Origin of the sequence: Opitutus sp. GAS368 (assembly GCF_900104925.1) — a bacterium.
Taxonomy (GTDB): domain Bacteria; phylum Verrucomicrobiota; class Verrucomicrobiia; order Opitutales; family Opitutaceae; genus Lacunisphaera.
On sequence record NZ_LT629735.1, the window covers coordinates 1,138,781 to 1,156,454 of the forward strand.

General features: G+C 65.3%; 13 protein-coding genes and 1 tRNA gene. 4 read left to right on the top strand and 10 right to left on the bottom strand.

Annotation, left to right across the window (positions count from 1 at the left end; all coding sequences use genetic code 11):
* Positions 1 to 619: 619 nt before the first annotated feature.
* Positions 620 to 696, bottom strand: a tRNA-Met gene (locus BLU29_RS04915).
* 200 nt (positions 697 to 896) lie between these two features.
* On the opposite strand from BLU29_RS04915, the gene BLU29_RS04920 reads away from it, so the two are divergent.
* The 4 genes from BLU29_RS04920 to BLU29_RS04935 all read left to right on the top strand — a co-directional run bounded on the left by BLU29_RS04920 (position 897) and on the right by BLU29_RS04935 (position 5,537).
* The gene (locus BLU29_RS04920) at positions 897 to 2,588 is read left to right on the top strand and encodes a GMC family oxidoreductase (protein WP_091060913.1); all 1,692 of its coding nucleotides are present in this window, start codon (positions 897 to 899) and stop codon (positions 2,586 to 2,588) included.
* Positions 2,589 to 2,599: 11 nt separating this feature from the next.
* Positions 2,600 to 3,184, top strand: coding sequence for a gluconate 2-dehydrogenase subunit 3 family protein (locus BLU29_RS04925; protein ID WP_197677765.1), 585 nt, complete (start codon positions 2,600 to 2,602; stop codon positions 3,182 to 3,184).
* Between the two features lie 129 nt (positions 3,185 to 3,313).
* Positions 3,314 to 4,168, top strand: coding sequence for a sugar phosphate isomerase/epimerase (locus tag BLU29_RS04930; protein WP_157693636.1), 855 nt, complete (start codon positions 3,314 to 3,316; stop codon positions 4,166 to 4,168).
* A gap of 121 nt (positions 4,169 to 4,289) precedes the next feature.
* Positions 4,290 to 5,537 carry a nucleoside permease gene (locus BLU29_RS04935; RefSeq protein WP_091055603.1) on the top strand — a complete coding sequence of 416 codons (1,248 nt, stop codon included), beginning with the start codon at positions 4,290 to 4,292 and terminating at the stop codon, positions 5,535 to 5,537.
* A gap of 78 nt (positions 5,538 to 5,615) precedes the next feature.
* On the opposite strand, the gene BLU29_RS04940 is transcribed toward BLU29_RS04935, so the two are convergent.
* From BLU29_RS04940 to BLU29_RS04980, 9 genes are all read right to left on the bottom strand, one after another.
* Complete coding sequence (locus BLU29_RS04940; protein ID WP_091055604.1) at positions 5,616 to 6,491, bottom strand: TIM barrel protein; 876 nt, start codon at positions 6,489 to 6,491, stop codon at positions 5,616 to 5,618.
* A gap of 13 nt (positions 6,492 to 6,504) precedes the next feature.
* Positions 6,505 to 7,164 (bottom strand): DUF1080 domain-containing protein, encoded by a 660-nt coding sequence (locus BLU29_RS04945; RefSeq protein WP_091055606.1) that lies wholly within the window; start codon positions 7,162 to 7,164, stop codon positions 6,505 to 6,507.
* Between the two features lie 21 nt (positions 7,165 to 7,185).
* Positions 7,186 to 7,827, bottom strand: coding sequence for a gluconate 2-dehydrogenase subunit 3 family protein (locus tag BLU29_RS04950; protein WP_197677766.1), 642 nt, complete (start codon positions 7,825 to 7,827; stop codon positions 7,186 to 7,188).
* Between the two features lie 143 nt (positions 7,828 to 7,970).
* Entirely contained in the window at positions 7,971 to 9,767 is a 1,797-nt protein-coding gene (locus BLU29_RS04955; RefSeq protein WP_091055607.1) for a GMC family oxidoreductase, read from the bottom strand.
* A 116-nt stretch (positions 9,768 to 9,883) separates the two neighbouring features.
* Positions 9,884 to 11,038, bottom strand: a complete 1,155-nt coding sequence (locus BLU29_RS04960; RefSeq protein ID WP_091055609.1) for a Gfo/Idh/MocA family oxidoreductase — start codon at positions 11,036 to 11,038, stop codon at positions 9,884 to 9,886.
* 85 nt (positions 11,039 to 11,123) lie between these two features.
* Positions 11,124 to 12,164: a sugar phosphate isomerase/epimerase family protein gene (locus BLU29_RS04965; RefSeq protein WP_091055610.1), complete on the bottom strand. Its 1,041-nt coding sequence runs from the start codon at positions 12,162 to 12,164 to the stop codon at positions 11,124 to 11,126.
* A gap of 70 nt (positions 12,165 to 12,234) precedes the next feature.
* Positions 12,235 to 13,233 (bottom strand): aldo/keto reductase, encoded by a 999-nt coding sequence (locus BLU29_RS04970; protein WP_091055612.1) that lies wholly within the window; start codon positions 13,231 to 13,233, stop codon positions 12,235 to 12,237.
* 359 nt (positions 13,234 to 13,592) lie between these two features.
* Positions 13,593 to 15,218 carry a fucose isomerase gene (locus BLU29_RS04975; RefSeq protein WP_091055614.1) on the bottom strand — a complete coding sequence of 542 codons (1,626 nt, stop codon included), beginning with the start codon at positions 15,216 to 15,218 and terminating at the stop codon, positions 13,593 to 13,595.
* Positions 15,219 to 15,767: 549 nt separating this feature from the next.
* Complete coding sequence (locus BLU29_RS04980; protein WP_172830211.1) at positions 15,768 to 17,264, bottom strand: PAS domain-containing sensor histidine kinase; 1,497 nt, start codon at positions 17,262 to 17,264, stop codon at positions 15,768 to 15,770.
* Between the last annotated feature and the right edge of the window lie 410 nt (positions 17,265 to 17,674).

A 17,674-nucleotide genomic window follows, 5' to 3' on the forward strand; every position in this document is an offset into this window, starting at 1 on the left:
TGCCGGTGGTCCGAAGCCTATGCGGTGGTGTGGGGTGATCTGAACCTAGAGGGCGAATCGCCTTACGTTCTATTGCGTGAGGGGACCACGAAGAATGACAATAGCCGTCGCGTTGATCTTAAAGCCGAGCTTGTGGAGCTGCTAAAGGCTGCACGCGACGCCAACGCGTCACCCACTGACAGGGCCTTAAAGGGTCGTCTCGCATGTTATGATCTATTTCGGAAGCATCTCACCCGGGCGGGCATCGAGCACAAGAACGCGCTCGGTCTCGTGATTCACCTGCATTCCCTGCGTAAGACGTTTCAAACTTGGGGAGCAGACCACGGCGTTAACCAGAGGGCCGCACAGGACGTTCTAGGCCATTCCGACGCCAATCTGACGGCCAAGGTATACACCGATAGGGCCGGTCTCGGGATGAAAGCGGAGATGGCAAAGCTGCCGTGGGTCACAGCCGCGGGGACCAACGCACAACCGGACGCACAAAAATGCGGGAAGCCAAGCCATCCGGTGTCACTCAACGACATTGTCGCACAACTCGTCGCCGCGGTCCGGGCTGCTGGTAGCGAGCAGCTTAGTCATCTCATGTCACTTCGTGACATTTCCGGACATACTGGGAAATTGGGTGCAGGGGCTGGATTTGAACCAGCGACCTTCAGGTTATGAGCCTGACGAGCTACCAGGCTGCTCCACCCTGCATCAAGGGGAGGGGCATAAGTGCCCACGCCCGCGCCACTGTCAAGCGGGCTTTTATCCACCCGTCGGGGAGCGCAACCGGCCGGGGAAAACCACCGGCACCACGACCGGTCGCCAAGGCCCCCCTCGAATGAGGGAGACCTTCCACGTGAAATTCATTGCTCCCCGTCGGGCCGCCGGCCTCAATGGTCCACCCCTTCGTCATGGTATCTCCCCTTACCTCGGAATTTGATGCGATCGTCGTCGGCTCGGGCATCAGTGGCGGCTGGGCCGCCAAGGAGCTCACCGAGAAAGGCCTGAAGGTCCTGCTCCTGGAGCGCGGCCGGAACATCGAGCACATCAAGGATTACGTCAATGCCCTCAAGGGCCCGTGGGAGACCCCCCACCGCGGCCGCCCCACCCTCGCCGACCTGGCGGCGCACCCGGTGCAGCGTCGCGACTACATCCTCAACGAGGACAACCGAGACTACTGGTGCGACGAGCGGGAGCACCCCTACGTGGAGAAGAAGCCGTTCGACTGGTTCCGCGGCTACCATGTGGGCGGCCGCTCGCTGATGTGGGGTCGCCAGAGCTACCGTCACAGCGACCTCGATTTCGAGGCCAACGCCAAGGAAGGCATCGCCGTCGACTGGCCGATCCGCTACCGGGACATCGCGCCGTGGTATGACTACGTCGAGCGCTTCGCCGGCATCAGCGGCTCGATCGAACACCTGCCCCAGCTGCCTGACGGCCAGTTCATGCCGCCCATGGAGCTGAACTGCGTGGAAAAGCACGTCGCCGCGCGCATCAAAACCGCCTTCAACGACTCGCGCCGCCTGATCATCGGCCGCACGGCCAACATCACGCAGCCGATCCAGAACCGCGTGAACTGCCAATACCGCAACAAATGCTGGCTCGGCTGCCCGTTCGGCGCGTATTTCAGCACGCAGTCGTCGACACTGCCCGCGGCCATGGCGACCGGCAACCTCACCCTCCGCCCCTTCTCGATCGTCACCCGGATCCTCTACGACAAGGACGCGAAGCGGGCCCGCGGCGTCGAGGTGCTCGATGCCGAGACGAACCAGACCCACGAGTTCGGCGCCAGGATCGTCTTTGTCTGCGCCTCGTCCTTCAACTCCACCTGGCTGCTGATGAACTCCGCCACGGACGTCTGGCCGGATGGTCTCGGCAGCGGCAGCGGCGAGCTCGGGCACAACGCCATGGACCATCACTTCCGCGTCGGCGCCAGCGGCCTCGTCGACGGCTTCGACGACCGCGTGGTCTACGGCCGCCGGGCGAACGGCTTCTACGTTCCCCGCTTCCGCAATGTGGCGGGCAGCGAGCCCCGCAACTACGTCCGCGGCTTCGGCTACCAGGGCGGCGCCAGCCGCGAGGGCTGGTCGCGCAACATCGCCGAGCTTGGCATCGGCGCCCCGCTGAAGGAGGCCTTGAGCGAGCCCGGCCCCTGGACCATCGGCATGACCGGCTTCGGCGAGATCCTGCCCCACCACGACAACCGGATATTCCTCGACCGCTCGACGAAGGACAAGTGGGGCCTGCCCGTGCTCGCGATGGACTGCGAGATCCGGGAAAACGAGCGCAAGATGCGCGTCGACATGATCAACGACGCCGCGGAGACCCTCACCGCCGCCGGGGTCAAAAACGTGAAGCCCCATGACTCGGGCTACACTTTCGGCCGCGGCATCCACGAGATGGGCACCGCCCGCATGGGCCGCGACCCGAAGACCTCGGTGCTCAACGGGAACAACCAGGTGTGGGACGCGCCCAACGTCTTCGTGACCGACGGCGCGTGCATGACCTCCGCCGCCTGCGTCAACCCCTCGCTGACCTACATGGCCCTGACCGCGCGCGCCGCCGATTTCGCGGTCGCGGAGCTCAAGCGCCAGAATCTCTGACCCTCCGCCCCATGAACATGACCCGACGCGAAGCGGTGATCAAGCTGGCGGTCCTGATGGGCGCCTCGGTGGTGGGCCCGCGGCTGCTGGCCAAAAACTTCGGCCGGGCCACGCCGCTGGACTTCAGCGCCGGCGACATCGCGCTGCTCGACGAGATCGGCGAGACCATCATCCCCGCCACGACCATCCCCGGCGCCCGGGCCGCGAACATCGGCGCCTTCATCGCGATGATGGTCGCCGATTGCTACGCGCCCCCGGCGCAGGCGGTGTTCCGCACCGGCCTGGTCCGCCTCCCCGCGGACTATGAGGCCCGTTACGGGGAGAAATTCATCGGCGGCAAACCGGAGAACCGCACGCAGTTCCTCAACACCCTCGACGCCGAGCAGCGCCAACACGCCGCCGGGCACCGGCGCAAGGCCAGGGACGAAGACGACGATGCACCGCCGCCCCACTATTTCCGCATGATGCGCGAGCTCACGCTCCTCGGCTATTTCACTTCCGAGACTGGCGCGACGAAGGCGCTGCACTACGTCGAGGTGCCGGGCCGCTATGACGGCAACGTGCCCTATAAGAAGGGTGACGTGTGGCTCATCTGAACCGCTCCAATCCGTTTTGTCATTCTGCACCAAGTGAAGAATCCATGCTTTCGCCCATGACCTAGTGTTCGTTGCCGTGGATCCTTCGCCCCGCTCAGGATGACAGACCGATTACCCCAACCCCCTCCGATGAAATTCCTGCGTTCCCTCGCCTGCACGGCGACCCTCCTCACCGGCCACGCCGCGGCGGCGGCCGGCTTCCACGATCATCTCGGCCTCCAGTTGTGGAGCCTGCGGGACCAGACCAAGGTGAGCACCACCGGCGCGCTGGACCTGGCCGTGGGCTTCGGCTTTACCGAAGTGGAAACCGCGGGCACCGGCAACCTCAGCGTCGCCGACTTCGCCAGGGAACTGTCGGCCCGCCACCTCATGGCCGTCGCCGCCCACACCGGCTATGAGGCCCTGCAGAATGACCTGCCCAAGGCCATCGCCGACGCCAAGGCTCTCGGCGCCAAGACCATCATCTGCCCCTGGATCCCGCACGACAGGGAGAAGGGCCTCAGCGTCGCCGACGCGCATCGCGTGGCCGCGGACTTCAACGCCTGGGGCGAGGCCTGCCGGGCCGCCGGCCTGCAGTTCGGCTGGCACCCGCACGGCTTCGAGTTCGTGGCCGACGCCCACGGCGACACGCCGTTCGCCGTGATCGCGCGGGAGACCAAACCGGATCTCGTGTGCTTCGAGCTGGATGTGTTCTGGGTTTTCCATGCCGGGCAGGACCCGGTGAAACTGCTGCAGCAATATCCCGGCCGCTGGCGTTTCCTCCATGTGAAGGACATCCGCAAGGGTGCCGTCACGGGCCTCTCGACCGGCTCCGCCCCGCCGACTGACAAGGTCGCCGTCGGCGACGGCCAGATCGACTGGCCCGCCGTGTTCGATGCCGCGGCCAAGGCCGGCGTGACGCACTCCTTTATCGAGGACGAGGGCGTTCAGCCGCTGAAAGACATCCCGGCGAGCCTGCGCTACCTGAAGACGCTCAAACCCTGACCAGATTGGTTTCCCATGTAGGAGCCTGCTTGCAGGCGATTCCGACCCCGCACGTCAACCGCCTCCGCATCCTATCGCCTGCCAGCAGGCTCCTACAACCAGACAAATTACCCTACGCTCCATGAACCAGACCTCCGCCCCGGCCCGCTCCCTCACCTTCCGGCTCTTCGGCATGATGCTGCTGGAGTTCTTCATCTGGGGCGCCTGGCTGCCCCTGATCTGGGGCTACATGGAGGGCCTCGGTTTCTCCGGCACGCAGATCGCGCTCATCGGCAGCGCCTTTGCCATCGCCTCGGTGCTCGCCATCTTCGCCGGCAACCAGTTCGTCGACCGCACGTTCGCGGCCGAGCGTTTCATGGCCGGCAGCCACCTGATCGGCGGCCTCGCGATGATCGGGCTCTTCTTTACGAAGGACTTCACGGTGTTCTTCGGGTTGATGCTGATCCACTCGATCTGCTATGTGCCGACGATCTCGGTCGCGAACAGCCTGGTGTTCTCGCACCTGAAGGACGCGCAGGCGGAGTTTGGCCGCGTGCGCATGGGCGGCACCATCGGCTGGATCCTCGCCTCGTGGCCGCTGTATTTCGTGCTCAAGGGCGTGAGCGGCGCCGAGCTGCAGCACGCGCTCGGCTACATTTTCTGGGTGGCCGGCGGCGCCTCGTTGCTGCTGGCGGCGTTCAGCCTGACGCTGCCGCACACGCCGCCAAAGCCGGCCGGCGGCGGGACCGAGGCGCTCGCCTGGCGCGAGGCGCTGGGCGTGCTCCTCAAGAAGCCGTTCCTCCTTGTCCTGTTTATCGTCACCTTCATCGATTCGACGGTGCACAACGGTTACTTCCTGCTGACCGGTGGCTTTCTCGGGCACATCGGCATCAAGCCCGAGAACATCATGCCGATTATGAGCATCGGCCAGGTGATGGAGATCGTCACGATGGCCGGCCTGGGCTTCTGCCTGAAGCGCCTCGGCTGGCGCTGGACAATGACGATCGGCATCCTCGGCCATGCGGCGCGGTTCCTGGTGTTCGCCTTTATGAGCGACCAGGTCGCCGCCGTCGTGGCGGTGCAGCTGCTGCACGGCGTCTGCTACGCGTTCTTCTTCGCCACGCTTTATATCTTCATCGACGTGGCCTTCCCCACCGATGTGCGCACCAGCGCGCAGGGCCTGTTCAACCTGCTGGTGCTCGGCCTCGGCGACCTGGCCGCCAAATGGCTTTTCCTCCCGCTGCAGGCGAAGCTGACCCACGACGGCGTGGTCGACTACCGGCAGCTGATGCTCGTGCCCGCCGGCCTGGCGACTGTCGCCGCCGTCATCCTGCTGGTCGGCTTCAAACCGCCCGCGGAACTCCGCTCGTCGGCGGGCGCGGCGCCCTAGAGACGAGGTGCAACCCGGCCTCCGGACGGGTTTTCAGGACGCACGCCAAACAAACCGGTCCAGAGGCCCGGTTCCACCTCACACGCTGCACAGTTTCACCGCCGCGCGCAACGAATCGAGCGGCGGCTTTTTGAGCGGGATGAACTCCTGTGCAACAAACCCGGTGAATCCGCTCGCCTTGATGGCGCGCATGATGGCCGGGTAATTGAGTTCCTGCGTCTCGTCGATCTCGTGGCGCCCCGGATTACCGCCGGTGTGATAGTGGGCGATGTAAGCGTGGTTCTCCTCGATCGTGCGGATGACGTCCCCCTCCATGATCTGCATGTGGTAGATGTCGTAGAGCAGCTTGAACCGCTCGGAGCCGACCCGCTTCACCAGTTCTACGCCCCACGGCGTGTGGTCGCACATGTAGTCCTTGTGGTTCACCTTGGAATTGAGCAGCTCCATGCACACGGTGACGCCGCGCTTCTCGGCCTCGCCCACGATCTGCCTGAGGCCGACGACGCAGTTCTCGAGCCCCTGTTCGTCGGACATCCCGGCCCGGTTCCCGGAGAAAACAATCACGTTGGGCAGGCCGGCCTCGGCACAGGCCTTGATGCGCCCGATCATCGAGGGCACGTAGGCCGCGTGGTGTTCGAGGCGGTTGAAGCCCTTGGGAATCGTCGTCGTGCCGTTGGCCATGGCGCAGGTCAGCCCGGCCGCGCGCACCACCGGCCAGTCGGCGGGGTCGAGCAGCTCGATCGACTCGAGGCCAAACCCTTTCACCGCCGCCGCCATTTCTGCCAGCGGGATGTCCTTGTAGCACCATTTGCACACCGAGTGATGGAAGCCGCCCGGGGTCGTCTCGGCGGCGGGCGCGACCCCGGTGGCGAAGCCGGTGCGCGGAAACGAGGCCAGCGCGAGGCCGCCGGCGAGGGTTTTCAGGGCGTCGCGCCGGGTCAGGTTGGTTTTCATGGGCGGGCGGGGTTCAGGGCAGCGGACGGATCTTGAGGTTGCGAAAGTGCGTCTCGCTGCCGGGATCATGGCCCTGCAGGGCGAAAGTGCCGTGGGCCACGCGGCGGCCCGGGAAATTGGCGGGCGGGGTCCAGTTTTCCGGCTCGGTGTAGTCGATGATCACCTTGCCGTCCACGCTGGTCACGATGTGCCGGCCTTCGACGCGGATGAACATCGTGAACCAGACGTTGTCCTTCGCGACCTGGTCGTAGGTGTCCTTGATGCCGTAGAGCCCGGCGGTGCGCTTCGGGTCGCTGTGGGTGTTGTTGACCTGCACCTCGAAGCCTTTCGCCGGCCAGCCCTCGGGCTGCCACTCGGTGTGGAAATATACGCCCGAGTTCGCCTTGGGCTTCGTCAGGACCTCGACCGACAGCTCGAAGTTCTTGAAGTCGTGGTTCGCGACCGGCCCTTCGTAGAACAGGTGCGAGCGCGGACCTTTCACGACAATCTCGCCGGCGGCGACCGAAAACGTGCCGGGCTGGTCGCTGGCCCGCCAGTCGGCGATCGACTTGCCGTCGAACAGGAGGTGCCAGCCCGCCGCCGACTCAGCCGGGGTCAGGGTGTTCATCTCGGCGGCGGGCAGGGCGGCCAGCAGGGCGCAAAAGGCGGCGAGCACGGGGAATTTTGTTTTCATGGGATGGGGGGGATAAGAAATTCAGAGGAGGCCGGCCTGGCGGAGCACCTCGGGCGGCGGGCCGTCAAAGGTGGCGAGCGGGATATTGCCGACATACTTCAGATCCTTGCGGCCCTGCGGTGTGGTGTAGAACCCGCCGGCCGTCAGGTTGCGGTAGGTGGCGAAGAATTTCGCGGCCGGCTTGAACTCGGGTTTGGCTTTGGCCGGGTGGCAGATGTCGTCGCAGATCGCCGCCTTTTGCGCGTCGGTGAGATCGGCGAACGGCCGGCCGAAGCGCTTCGTCGCCTCCTCGTCGATCCACGCGAGCCCCGGCAGCACGATCTTGCGATCATTCTGCTGTTCGGGATACGGCGCGCTGATCCACTCGTCGAGGAAGTCCACCACCCCGACCGCTGAGGCGGCGGGCGACTCGGCGTCCGCCGGAATGATGACGTCACACAATGCAGCCGCGGTGCGGCGCTGCGCGTCACTGAACGTCAGCGGCCAGAGTTCGCCGGGTTGGTAATGCTTCATCAGGTCCGGGTCGGTGCCGTAACCCTTGGCCGCCGGCGTGCCGGCCTGGCCCCGGGCGAAGCGTGGCGCTAGGGCCGTCGTGGCGGCGGCCGCCAGCATCCATTTCAGGGCGGTGCGGCGGTCCATGCGGGACAGCGGGTCGGTGCTCATGGGTTAGTCAGAGGTTCGGAGTTAGCCCAATGTGGGAGGGGCTTTACGCCCCGACCGCATGTCGGCATCGCGCCAAGTCGGGGCATAAAGCCCCTCCCACTTGGCGATATCCGAAACCATGCCTGGGATTATGGAAATCATAGTCAGAGATTTTGCTTCTTCAGCTCGGCGACAAGGTGGTCGGCCGCGCGCCACGCCTGCGCCATGATGGTGAGCGTGGGGTTCTTGTCCGCGTTGCTGCAGAACGGCGCGCCGTCGGTCAGGAAGAGGTTCGGCACGTCCCAGGTCTGCGACCACTGGTTGGTCACCGACTTGGCGGGATCGTCGCCCATGATGGCGCCGCCGACCTCGTGGATGATGACCCCGCCGTTGGCGATCGCCTTGGCGCCGTCCTGCTGCGGCGGGTGCCGCATCCGGCCGCCCATCGCGGTGATGATGTCGGCGAAGGTCTGCTGCATGTGCGCGGCCTGGCGGATCTCGTGCTCGGACCACTGCCAGTGGAAGCGCATGACGGGGATGCCCCACTTGTCCTTCACCACCGGGTCGAGTTCGCAGAACGAATCCCGGTTGGGGATCATCTCACCGCGTCCGGCAAAACCCACGAACGAGCCGTAGTAGCGGCGGGCGTCCTCCTTGAATTTTTTGCCGTAGCTGCCGTCCGTCAGCCACTCCAACCCGCCCGCCGTGCCCATGCCGGGCTGACGGCGGCCACCACCGAACTCGATGTGATAGCCCCGCGCGAAGCCGAGCTTGCCGGCGTCCTTGTAGAGCCACCACGGCGCATACATGTGCGCGCCGCCGGCCCCGTCCTCGTTGTGCGGCGGCAGGCTTTCCAGCGCCGGGATCTGGCCGGAGAAACTCGCGCCAACCGTGTCCATGAGGTATTTGCCGACCAACCCGCTGGAATTGGCGAGGCCGAACGGGAAGCGGACCGACTTGGAATTGAGCATCAGGCGCACCGTCTCGCCCGAGCTGGCGGCCAGCACGACGACGCGCCCGGCGGCGTGGTGTTCATGGCCGGTGGTCTTGTCGATGAAGGTGACGCCGGTGGCCTTGCCGTCGGGCCCGGTGGTGACCTCGCGGGCCATGGCGTTCGTGACGAGGTCGAGGTTGCCGCTGGCCATGGCCGGCGGCAGGTGGACCGTGGTCGACTGGTAGGTGGCCCGGATGGCGCAGCCGCGCCCGCATTCCGTGGCCCAGAAGCAGGCCGCGCGTCCCTCCATGGCGGCGCGCAGGTGTTTTTGCGCAAAGGCGTTTCCCGGGTGGAGTTTGGCGGGCAACCGGTCGAAATCGAGCCGCTTGGTCAGCACCGCGCGGTGCGCCGCGACGACCGGCACGCCGAGCCCGCGGGCGTGCTTCTGCACCAGCAGGTCGCTGACGCGCGGCTTGGGCGGGGGCAGCAGCACGCCGGGCGAGGAATCGGGTGTGTTTTCCAGGCCGTCGTTCGCGCCGTAGACGCCGATGAGCATCTCGACCTTGTCATAATACGGCGCGAGATCCGGGTAATCGATCGGCCAGTCGAAGCCGAGGCCGTCGCGTGACCGCGGCTTGAAGTCATACGGGCCGTTGCGGAACGAATAGCGGCCCCAATGGTTCGTGCGGCCGCCGAGCATGCGCGCCCGCCACCACTCGAATTTCCGCCCGGGCTGGTCGATGGCGCTGGTATAGGGCTCCCCCGGCACGGTCCAGCCGCCGTCAATGGTTGAGTCGTGGAAACCGAACGGCTTGTCCGGCGTGCCCGCCCCGCGCAGCGGCGCCTGGTCGGCCGTCTCGAACATCGGCGTCTCGGTCTCGGGCACGTAATTGCGGCCGGCCTCGAGCATGAGCACCTTGATGCCCTCGAGCGTCAGCGTGTAGGCCGTCTGCCCGCCGCCGGCGCCGGAGCCGACGATGATGACATCGTAGCCTTTCTGCAGTTGTGCCGGGGTGATGAGGGGCATGGGGCTGTTTTAATTTGTAGGAGCCCGTTTACAGGCGACCCGGAATTTACGCCGGCAGAGAATGTCCTGAATCGCCTGCAAGCAGGCTCCTACAAGCAAGCGATGGAGAGCAGCGGTCATTGGGGAAACTTCACCCAACGGGCGCCAAGTTTGGCGCTGCGCACCGCGGTCTCGATGAACTGCATGCCCTCCACGCCGTCGGCGATGGTCGGGAAATCCAGGTCGCGCGGCGGGCGCCGGCCCGTCACCTCGGCGGCGATGGCCCGGAACGCTTCGCGGTAGATGTTGCCGAACGCTTCCAGGTAGCCCTCGGGGTGGCCCGGCGGAATGCGCGCGGCCTTCTTCGCCGCCGCGCCCACGTAACCGTTGCCGCGCCGCCAGATTTCGGCGGGCCGGTCTGGATATTTCACGGTGAGCTCGTTGGGGTGCTCCTGCTTCCACTCGAGCCCGGCTTTCTCGCCCCAGACGCGGATGCTCAGGTTGTTCTCCTCGCCGACGGAAATCTGCGAGGCGTGCAGCACGCCCTTGGCGCCGCCGCGATAACGGACCAGGATGTTGCCGTCATCGTCCAGCTTGCGGCCCGGCACGAAGCTCGTGAGGTCGGCGCACAGCTCGGCGATGTGCAGGCCGGTGATGTAGCGCGCGAGGTTCTCGGCGTGCGTGCCGATGTCGCCCATCGCGCCGGCTGCGCCGCTCTTCTTCGGGTCCGAGCGCCACGCCGCCTGCTTCTGGCCGGTGGCCTCGAGCCGCGTGGACAGCCAGCCCTGCGGATACTCGACGATGATCTTGCGGATCTGGCCGAGCTGGCCGGCGGCCACGAGTGCCCGGGCCTGCTTCACCATGGCGTTGCCGGTGTAGTTGTGCGTCAGGACGAAGACCTTCTTCGCTTGCTTCACGATCGCCTGCAGCTTTTTCGCCTCGGCGAGGTTGAGCGTGACGGGCTTGTCGCAGACGACATTGAAACCTTTTTCGAGAAACAGCTTCGCCGGCGGGAAATGCTGGTGATTCGGCGTGACGATGACCACGAAGTCGAGCCGGTCGCCCGCCGGCCGCTTCGCCTCGGCGCGCGCCATCTCCTGGTAGCTGCCGTAGACGCGCTTCGGATCCAGGTGCAGGTCGGCGCCCGAGGCGCGGGAGCGGGCGGCATCGCTGGAAAACGCGCCGGCCACAAGCTCGGCCTCGCCATCCATCCGGGCGGCGATGCGGTGCACCGCGCCGATGAAGGCCCCGCGGCCGCCGCCGATCATGCCGAAGCGAAGTTTGCGATTCATCAGATGGGGAAAATTCTCACAGGAGGTAACGGAGGAAGCAGAGGGAAGAAATATCTCAGTTTTCTCTGTTCCCTCCTGTTCAAGGTTATTGGTTCTTTTTGTCGAAGGCCGCGTCAAAGGCCAGCGTGCTGCGGGTGAAGTCCAGTTGCCGCACGAAGGCCGCCGCCTCGGTGGCGCCGTGCACGCGATCCATGCGGACATCCTCCCACTCCACCGAGAGCGGGCCCGCGTAACCGGCGTCGTTCAAGGCCACGATGATGTCCTCGAACCTGATGTCGCCGCGACCGGGCGAACGGAAATCCCAGAAGCGCCGCGCGTCGCCAAAGCCCGCATGGCCGCCGAAGACACCGACGCTGCCGTCACCGTGGCCCCACCACACGTCCTTGACGTGCATGTGGAAGATGCGGCGGCCGAGCGCGCGGATAAAGCCGACATAGTCCACGCCCTGATAGCCAAGGTGCGAGGGGTCGTAGTTGAAGCCGAACCGCTTGTGCCCCTTGATCGCCGCGACCGCGCGCTGCGCGGTCGCGGTATCAAAGGCGATTTCCGTCGGATGCACCTCGAGGGCGAAGTTCACATTCAGCTTGTCGTAAGCCTCGAGGATCGGTCCGAAACGCTTGGCAAAGTCCGAGAAGCCGCGCTCCCAGTATTCCGCGGAGGTCGGCGGGAAAGCGTAGAGCGAATGCCAGATCGACGAGCCGGTGAAACCGTTGACGACCGCCGCCGCCTGGCCCCCGGACTTGCCGGGCTTCGCGTCGAAGAACGCCCGCGCGGCCTCGCCGGTCGTGATCATTTTCTTCGCGGCGCGCCGGCGCACGCCCTCGGGATCGCCGTTGCCCCAGACATCCGCGGGCAGGATCGCCCGGTGCCGTTCGTCGATCAGGTCGCACACCGCCTGGCCGACCAGGTGGTTCGAAACGGCGTGGCAGCTCAGTCCGTGGTCCGCCAGCAGCGCCCATTTCTCGCGGCAGTATTTCGCGGAACCGGCGGCCGCATCGACGTCGAAGTGGTCGCCCCAGCAGGCGAGCTCCAGTCCATCGTAGCCCATTTTTCGGGCGAGCGGCGCGAGTTTGACCAAGGGCAGGTCGGCCCACTGGCCGGTGAACAGCGTGACAGGTCTGGGCATGGCGGAAACGGGGCGGGACTGGGGTTGAAGAGGCGGCCTTACCCTCCACTAAAAAACGCCGGACGCCAAGTCAGCTCTTGCCGAGGATGGATTCGATCTTCGCCAGCTCGGCGGCGGCCAGCGGCGGCTGGGTCAGGCCGGCATGAATGTCGTCAATCTGCGCCACCTTGCTGGCGCCGATGAGGACGGTGGTGATCTCGGGGCGGCGCAGCAGCCAGAGCGTCGCCAGCTGGGCGAGCGTGGCGCCGCGCGCCTTTGCGACCTCGTTGAGCGCCTGGATCTTCGCCAGCACCGCGGGCGTGATCTGGCCGGGCTTGAGGAAGACGCCCGATTTCACGGCGCGCGAGTCGGCCGGAAGGCCCGCCAGGTAGCGGTTGGTCAGCAGGCCCTGGGCGAGCGGCGAAAACGGGATGCAGCCGGCGCCGGCCTCCATGAGCGCGGGCAACAGCTCCGGCTCCACCCAGCGGTTGAACATGTTGTAGACCGGCTGATGGATGAGCAGCGGCACGCCAAGCCCCTTGAGGATGGCGGCGGCGCAGCGGGTTTGTTCAGCGTTGTAGTTCGAGATGCCGGCGTAGAGCGCGCGGCCCGAGCGCACGGCGTCGGCCACCGCGGTCAGCGATTCTTCCAGCGGCGTGTCGGGATCTGGCCGGTGGTGGTAGAAGATGTCGACGTAAGGCAGGCCCAGGCGCTTCAGGCTCTGGTCGAGCGAGCTGAGCAGGTATTTGCGCGAGCCCCACTCGCCGTAGGGACCGGGCCACATGTAATAGCCGGCCTTGGTCGAGATGATGAGCTCGTCCCGGTGCGCGGCAAAATCCTCGCGCAGGAGGCGGCCGAAGTTCTCCTCGGCCGAGCCCGGCGGCGGGCCGTAGTTGTTCGCCAGGTCGAAATGCGTGATGCCGAGATCGAAGGCGCGGCGGAGCAGCGCGCGCTGGTTGTCGATCGGGTCCGCGCCGCCGAAGTTGTGCCACAGCCCCAGCGAGAGCCGGGGCAGCTTCAACCCGCTGCGGCCGCAGCGGGCATACGGGATCGACTCGTAGCGCTTCGGGTCGGGGGTGTAACCGCTCATGCGGAGAGATTTGCCGGCAGACGGATTATGGGAAGCGAAAAGTGGCCGGTTGACGCAGTGTAGGGTCGCCGCTTGCGGCGACCTAGGCCAGGTCGGCGCAAGCGCCGACCCTACAGGGATCCCAGCCGAGCGCTTCGCCGGCATCGGGCAGGTGGCGCCGTCGTGCCAGGTGCCCTCGACGTAGGTGGTCGTCGGGATTTCCGGCACGCCGTATTTGTTGTGCTGGAGCTGGCCGGCGAGGATTTCCACGGCGAGCGCGCCGACCGTGATCTGACCGGTAACACTGGAGGGCCCGCGTCCCTGCGGGCCGTGAGCGCGGCATAATTCAAGCCGGCCCGCAGGGAGGCGGAGCCCTCCAATCAGAATGCCGAACCGTCGGCCTTGGTGCCGCAGAACGACACCTCGAGGCCCAGCTGGGCGGCGAGCGACGCCTTGGTGTAGGCCGCGAGATCGGCCGCCGCCGCGGACTTCGCGTAGGCCACCTGGATGTGGTTGGCCTGGTGGCGCGCCATCATCAGGTCGCGATCCACGCCGTAGGTGACCGCGTGCATGATGGGCCACTGCGGGGTCGTCTCCTTCCACCGGCGCTCGGTCTCGGTGCGTGGCAGGGTGATGACCTTGGCGCGACCGAGGTCCAGCTTGAGCCTGCCGCCCTGCACGAACACGCGGCTCCAGACGATCTCGCCGGGCTTGGCGATGCCGCGGAGCGTGCCGCCGCCGAGCCGGAAATACATGGGCGGTTGACGCAGCGAGTCCGAGCCCGCCCAGCCGCCAATATGGTGGTCGGCCGGCGCACTGCCGGAAATGAGGAAGACCCAGACGTAGTCGCTGGTCGTGCCGGAGTGATCCCAATCGCCCCAGCGCAGGTCGTGGAGCGTGTTGGCGACGGGCTGGCCGAGCGCGGCGTGCACGCGGTTCGTGAACACGCCGTCGAGCCCCGCACACTCGTCCACCTCGTTGAAATGCACGATGGGTTGCCCGGGGCGGATGACCTGGCCGGCGGCGTTCTTCACCGGCGGCCGGTCCGTGGAGTTGAGCGTGCCCTCGACAAGGTCCGAGGCCGGCAGCAGGTCCTTGAGGCCCTGCTGGTATTGGATGCCGATGCTCTCGCAGCCGAACGCGTCGGCGATGCGGCAGGCGGCAATGTAGGTTTTGCACTGCCAGAGCACCTGGTGTTTCGTCAGTTCGGTCGCCTCGTCGCGGCCGAAGTGAAACTTGAACCCCTTCTTCAGATACCAGTTGAAGACGGCCTTCGCCTCCCGGTCGGGCACCTGCGTGGCGGCGTAGTAGAGCGCGGACTGCGAGAGGCGCTCCTTGCAGACGCCGACGCGGTAGAGGAGGTCGTCGGGGATGATGGCGTTATACATGCCCATGCAGCCCTCGTCGAAGATGCCCATGATGGACTTCCTCACGCGCAGGTCGGTCGCGATCCTCCGGGCGACGGCCTTCGCTTTCGCCGGCACCCGGGCCCGGCCGAACGGCCGCACATGCGGCGTGCGGTGGGTGGTGACGCCGGTCTTCAACCAGCGGGCCAGGCCCTGCAGGAAATAGTCGTCGTCGAAGGTGTCGCTCCAGAGCGTGGAGTATTTCACGCCGGCCTTGGTGAGGGAGCCGTTGAGGTTGAGCATGCCGACGAGGCCCGGCCATTGACCGCTCCAGTTGGCCACGGTGAGGATGGGCCCCCGGTGGCTGATCAGCCCCGCCAGCAGGTGGTGCGAATACTGCCAGACCGCCTCGGCCACGATGAGCGGGGCGGCGGGATCGAGCCGGGCGAAAACCGCCAGACCCTCCTGCTGCGAGGCGATGAAGCCGTGCTTGACGGCCGGCTTGTAGGGATGCGCCCGCTGCAGCCGGCCGCCCTGCGCGGCCACGGCCTGTGTCAGCTTCCGCTCCATCGCCACCTGGGCGGGCCAGCAGACTTGATTGGCCGACTGGCGCAGGTCGCCATTGGCCACGAGCAGGACGGTCTTCACGGAACGGGGCATAGACGGACAATTCAGCAATAGGGAATGTCCGTCGCAAGGCCCGGGGACTTTGTATCGTTAAGCGGAGAGTCGCGCTCATTGACCTGGTCCGCTGCGCCGCTGCAGTCTTCGCCGCATGGCATGGGAGACTTTGGATTAGGGAGTGTTTTCAAACTCGGTTTGTCATCCTGAGCGGAGCGAAGGATCCACGGCAGCGAAGACCATATCGCGAGCGAAAGCATGGATGAGGATGTCGCTGCGCTCGGAACTTCACTTCGTTCAGAATGACAGGAAACGAGTATTAGTTGGGTTTGAAGACACTCCCTGGTCGATCCTGGCTTGCCGGGTCGTGGCTCCGGAGGAGCGAAGACTGGTGGCCGCTACAGGAGCCGCACCCCACCCTCTGGGCTCAGACTTTGGTTGCCGTTTGGTTGCTCGGTTTCTTGGTTTCTTGGTCTGAGATATTAGGATTTGAGAAAACTTTATCGGCCCGGCTGACTTCATTCCTTCGCGTCAAAGGGGCGGGCGGCAGCTTGGATTGTTGTCAACGATCAGGATGCGCAGATTTTTTCAGAGGACGGGGGGTTCATGAATGGTCGTCTCCGGCTTTAAGGGCAGTTCCAGGATAAATGTGGCGCCGTAGCCGGGGCCGTCGCTCTGCACATTAAGGGCGCCGCCGAGTTCCTTCGCGGCAAGCGCTGCACTGTGTAGGCTGGAACCGTGCCCATGCTTGCGGGTGGTGAAGCCCTGGTTGAAGATCCGGGTGTGGTTTTCCTGGGGGATGCCGACGCCGTTGTCGATGATGGCAATGTGGACCTGCTGGTCGTCTGCCGTGATGCGCGCTGTGATCCGCTTGTCCGTCCGGCCCGATTCGTCGCAAGCGTGCTTGGCGTTGCGTATGAGATTAATCAGTATCTGCATGACCTTGTACTTGTCGAGCGTGACCACGGGCCGAGCCAGATACTCACGCGCCGTGTCGACATTGTGCTGGGCGAGCGAGCCGGCGTTGACGCGGATGGCATCCTCCAGCAGGTCAGGCACGGAAACCGTCTCGATGACGCCGGCGGTCTTGGCGTGGTCCTGCTGCATCGCGACTATGTCCTTGATGTGTTCGATGTTCTTGCGAAGGCGTTCCAGTTCGGCCGTCATGACTTTTTGCTCTCCGGCCAGATTCTCCGCCAAGGTGCCCAGGTAGAGCGGGATCATGGCGCCCTTGGGATCATTGGTGAGAAAACCCGCGAGATCCTCCCGGTGCTGGTCCAGTAATTCGCAGATCTTGGTCAGATTGGCCGCCTTGGAGTGCCGCAGCTGGTCTGTCACCAACGTGGCGGAGACGTTGACGCTATTGAGCACGTTGCCGACGTTGTGCAACACATCGGTTGCCACCTCGGCCATGCCGGCCTGCCTGGACGCATCCCGCAACTGCTGGTGCATCTGGTCCCTCGCCAGCTCCGCCTGCTTGCGCGCGGTGGCAACGTGATCCATGCCGAGGACGAGCTCATGGCCGTCCACGACGAGCAGGTTGGTGAAGTAGTCGATGTCGAAAACCGTGCCGTCCTTCCGCCTGTGCTTGCTCTCGCCTTCAAGGCGGCTGTGTTCATGGAGTTCACGGATCCAACGGCCCGCGTGTTCTCCAGTCCAGGGCTGGGCCTCGATAAGATCGACACTCTGACCGATCAATTCCTCGCGAGAATAACCGTGGATCTCGCAGCACATGGGGTTGCAATCGATTATTTTGACCGGCACCTCCGGATCATAGGGCTCCAAAAGCATGATGCTGAGCGGGGCGGTTTCCCAAAAGGCCTTGAGTTGCACCAGGGTGGCATTGTTGGCCAGTGCGCGCCGCTCCATCTCGGTTCGCGCTTTCTCCGACGCGCGCGCAATGTGGATGGCATGGCTCAGAGCAATGATTGTGGCGGCCACGCCGCCGGCCGCCAGCCAGAGAGTTGCAGCCGGGTCCCCTGGCTGCCGCGAGAACCATGAATGCGCGAATCCGCCAACGGTAATAAGCGCCAGGACGGTGAGGACCAGAATGGCCGGTGCCCTATGCCATTTCGACGATGGCATGGTTACAGACGTTTGGTGAGCGAATGGAGAAAGAGGGGCAGACATGCGAAACGAGCAGATGAGGATTATGTCGGCTTACATAAGGCATTGCTCCCATTGGTTGGCGCCCATTCGATCAAGCAGTGGCCGAACGAGATGATGGGAGCCAGATTCAAATTAGGACGTCACCTACCATCCGGGCCTTGGCTGTCCGGTCCCTGCGGTCAGTTACGTTGAGATTGAGCAAGGAAAGGCGCGGCGCAGGCCGGCGCACGCACGCTTCGGCATGCGTCCCAAAAGAAAAAGGCGTCATCGCTGCCGCCTTGGTGAGAACCAATTCGGTGCGCAGCCAGAACGATTCGCACCGTTCGTAGCGGCGGCGCCTACCTTGCCGCATCTGCTGACGTGGCACGTTCCTTGCAGTGTTGATA

Excerpts from the sequence above, each read along its gene's own strand:
- BLU29_RS04950 (WP_197677766.1), bottom strand. The coding sequence starts at position 7,827 with ATGAGCACCGACCCGCTGTCCCGCATGGACCGCCGCACCGCCCTGAAA.
- BLU29_RS04980 (WP_172830211.1), bottom strand. The coding sequence starts at position 17,264 with ATGCCATCGTCGAAATGGCATAGGGCACCGGCCATTCTGGTCCTCACC.
- BLU29_RS04975 (WP_091055614.1), bottom strand. The coding sequence starts at position 15,218 with ATGCCCCGTTCCGTGAAGACCGTCCTGCTCGTGGCCAATGGCGACCTG.
- BLU29_RS04970 (WP_091055612.1), bottom strand. The coding sequence starts at position 13,233 with ATGAGCGGTTACACCCCCGACCCGAAGCGCTACGAGTCGATCCCGTAT.
- BLU29_RS04935 (WP_091055603.1), top strand. The coding sequence starts at position 4,290 with ATGAACCAGACCTCCGCCCCGGCCCGCTCCCTCACCTTCCGGCTCTTC.
- BLU29_RS04945 (WP_091055606.1), bottom strand. The coding sequence starts at position 7,164 with ATGAAAACAAAATTCCCCGTGCTCGCCGCCTTTTGCGCCCTGCTGGCC.
- BLU29_RS04965 (WP_091055610.1), bottom strand. The coding sequence starts at position 12,164 with ATGCCCAGACCTGTCACGCTGTTCACCGGCCAGTGGGCCGACCTGCCC.
- BLU29_RS04930 (WP_157693636.1), top strand. The coding sequence starts at position 3,314 with ATGAAATTCCTGCGTTCCCTCGCCTGCACGGCGACCCTCCTCACCGGC.
- BLU29_RS04960 (WP_091055609.1), bottom strand. The coding sequence starts at position 11,038 with ATGAATCGCAAACTTCGCTTCGGCATGATCGGCGGCGGCCGCGGGGCC.
- BLU29_RS04940 (WP_091055604.1), bottom strand. The coding sequence starts at position 6,491 with ATGAAAACCAACCTGACCCGGCGCGACGCCCTGAAAACCCTCGCCGGC.
- BLU29_RS04925 (WP_197677765.1), top strand. The coding sequence starts at position 2,600 with ATGAACATGACCCGACGCGAAGCGGTGATCAAGCTGGCGGTCCTGATG.
- BLU29_RS04955 (WP_091055607.1), bottom strand. The coding sequence starts at position 9,767 with ATGCCCCTCATCACCCCGGCACAACTGCAGAAAGGCTACGATGTCATC.
- BLU29_RS04920 (WP_091060913.1), top strand. The coding sequence starts at position 897 with ATGGTATCTCCCCTTACCTCGGAATTTGATGCGATCGTCGTCGGCTCG.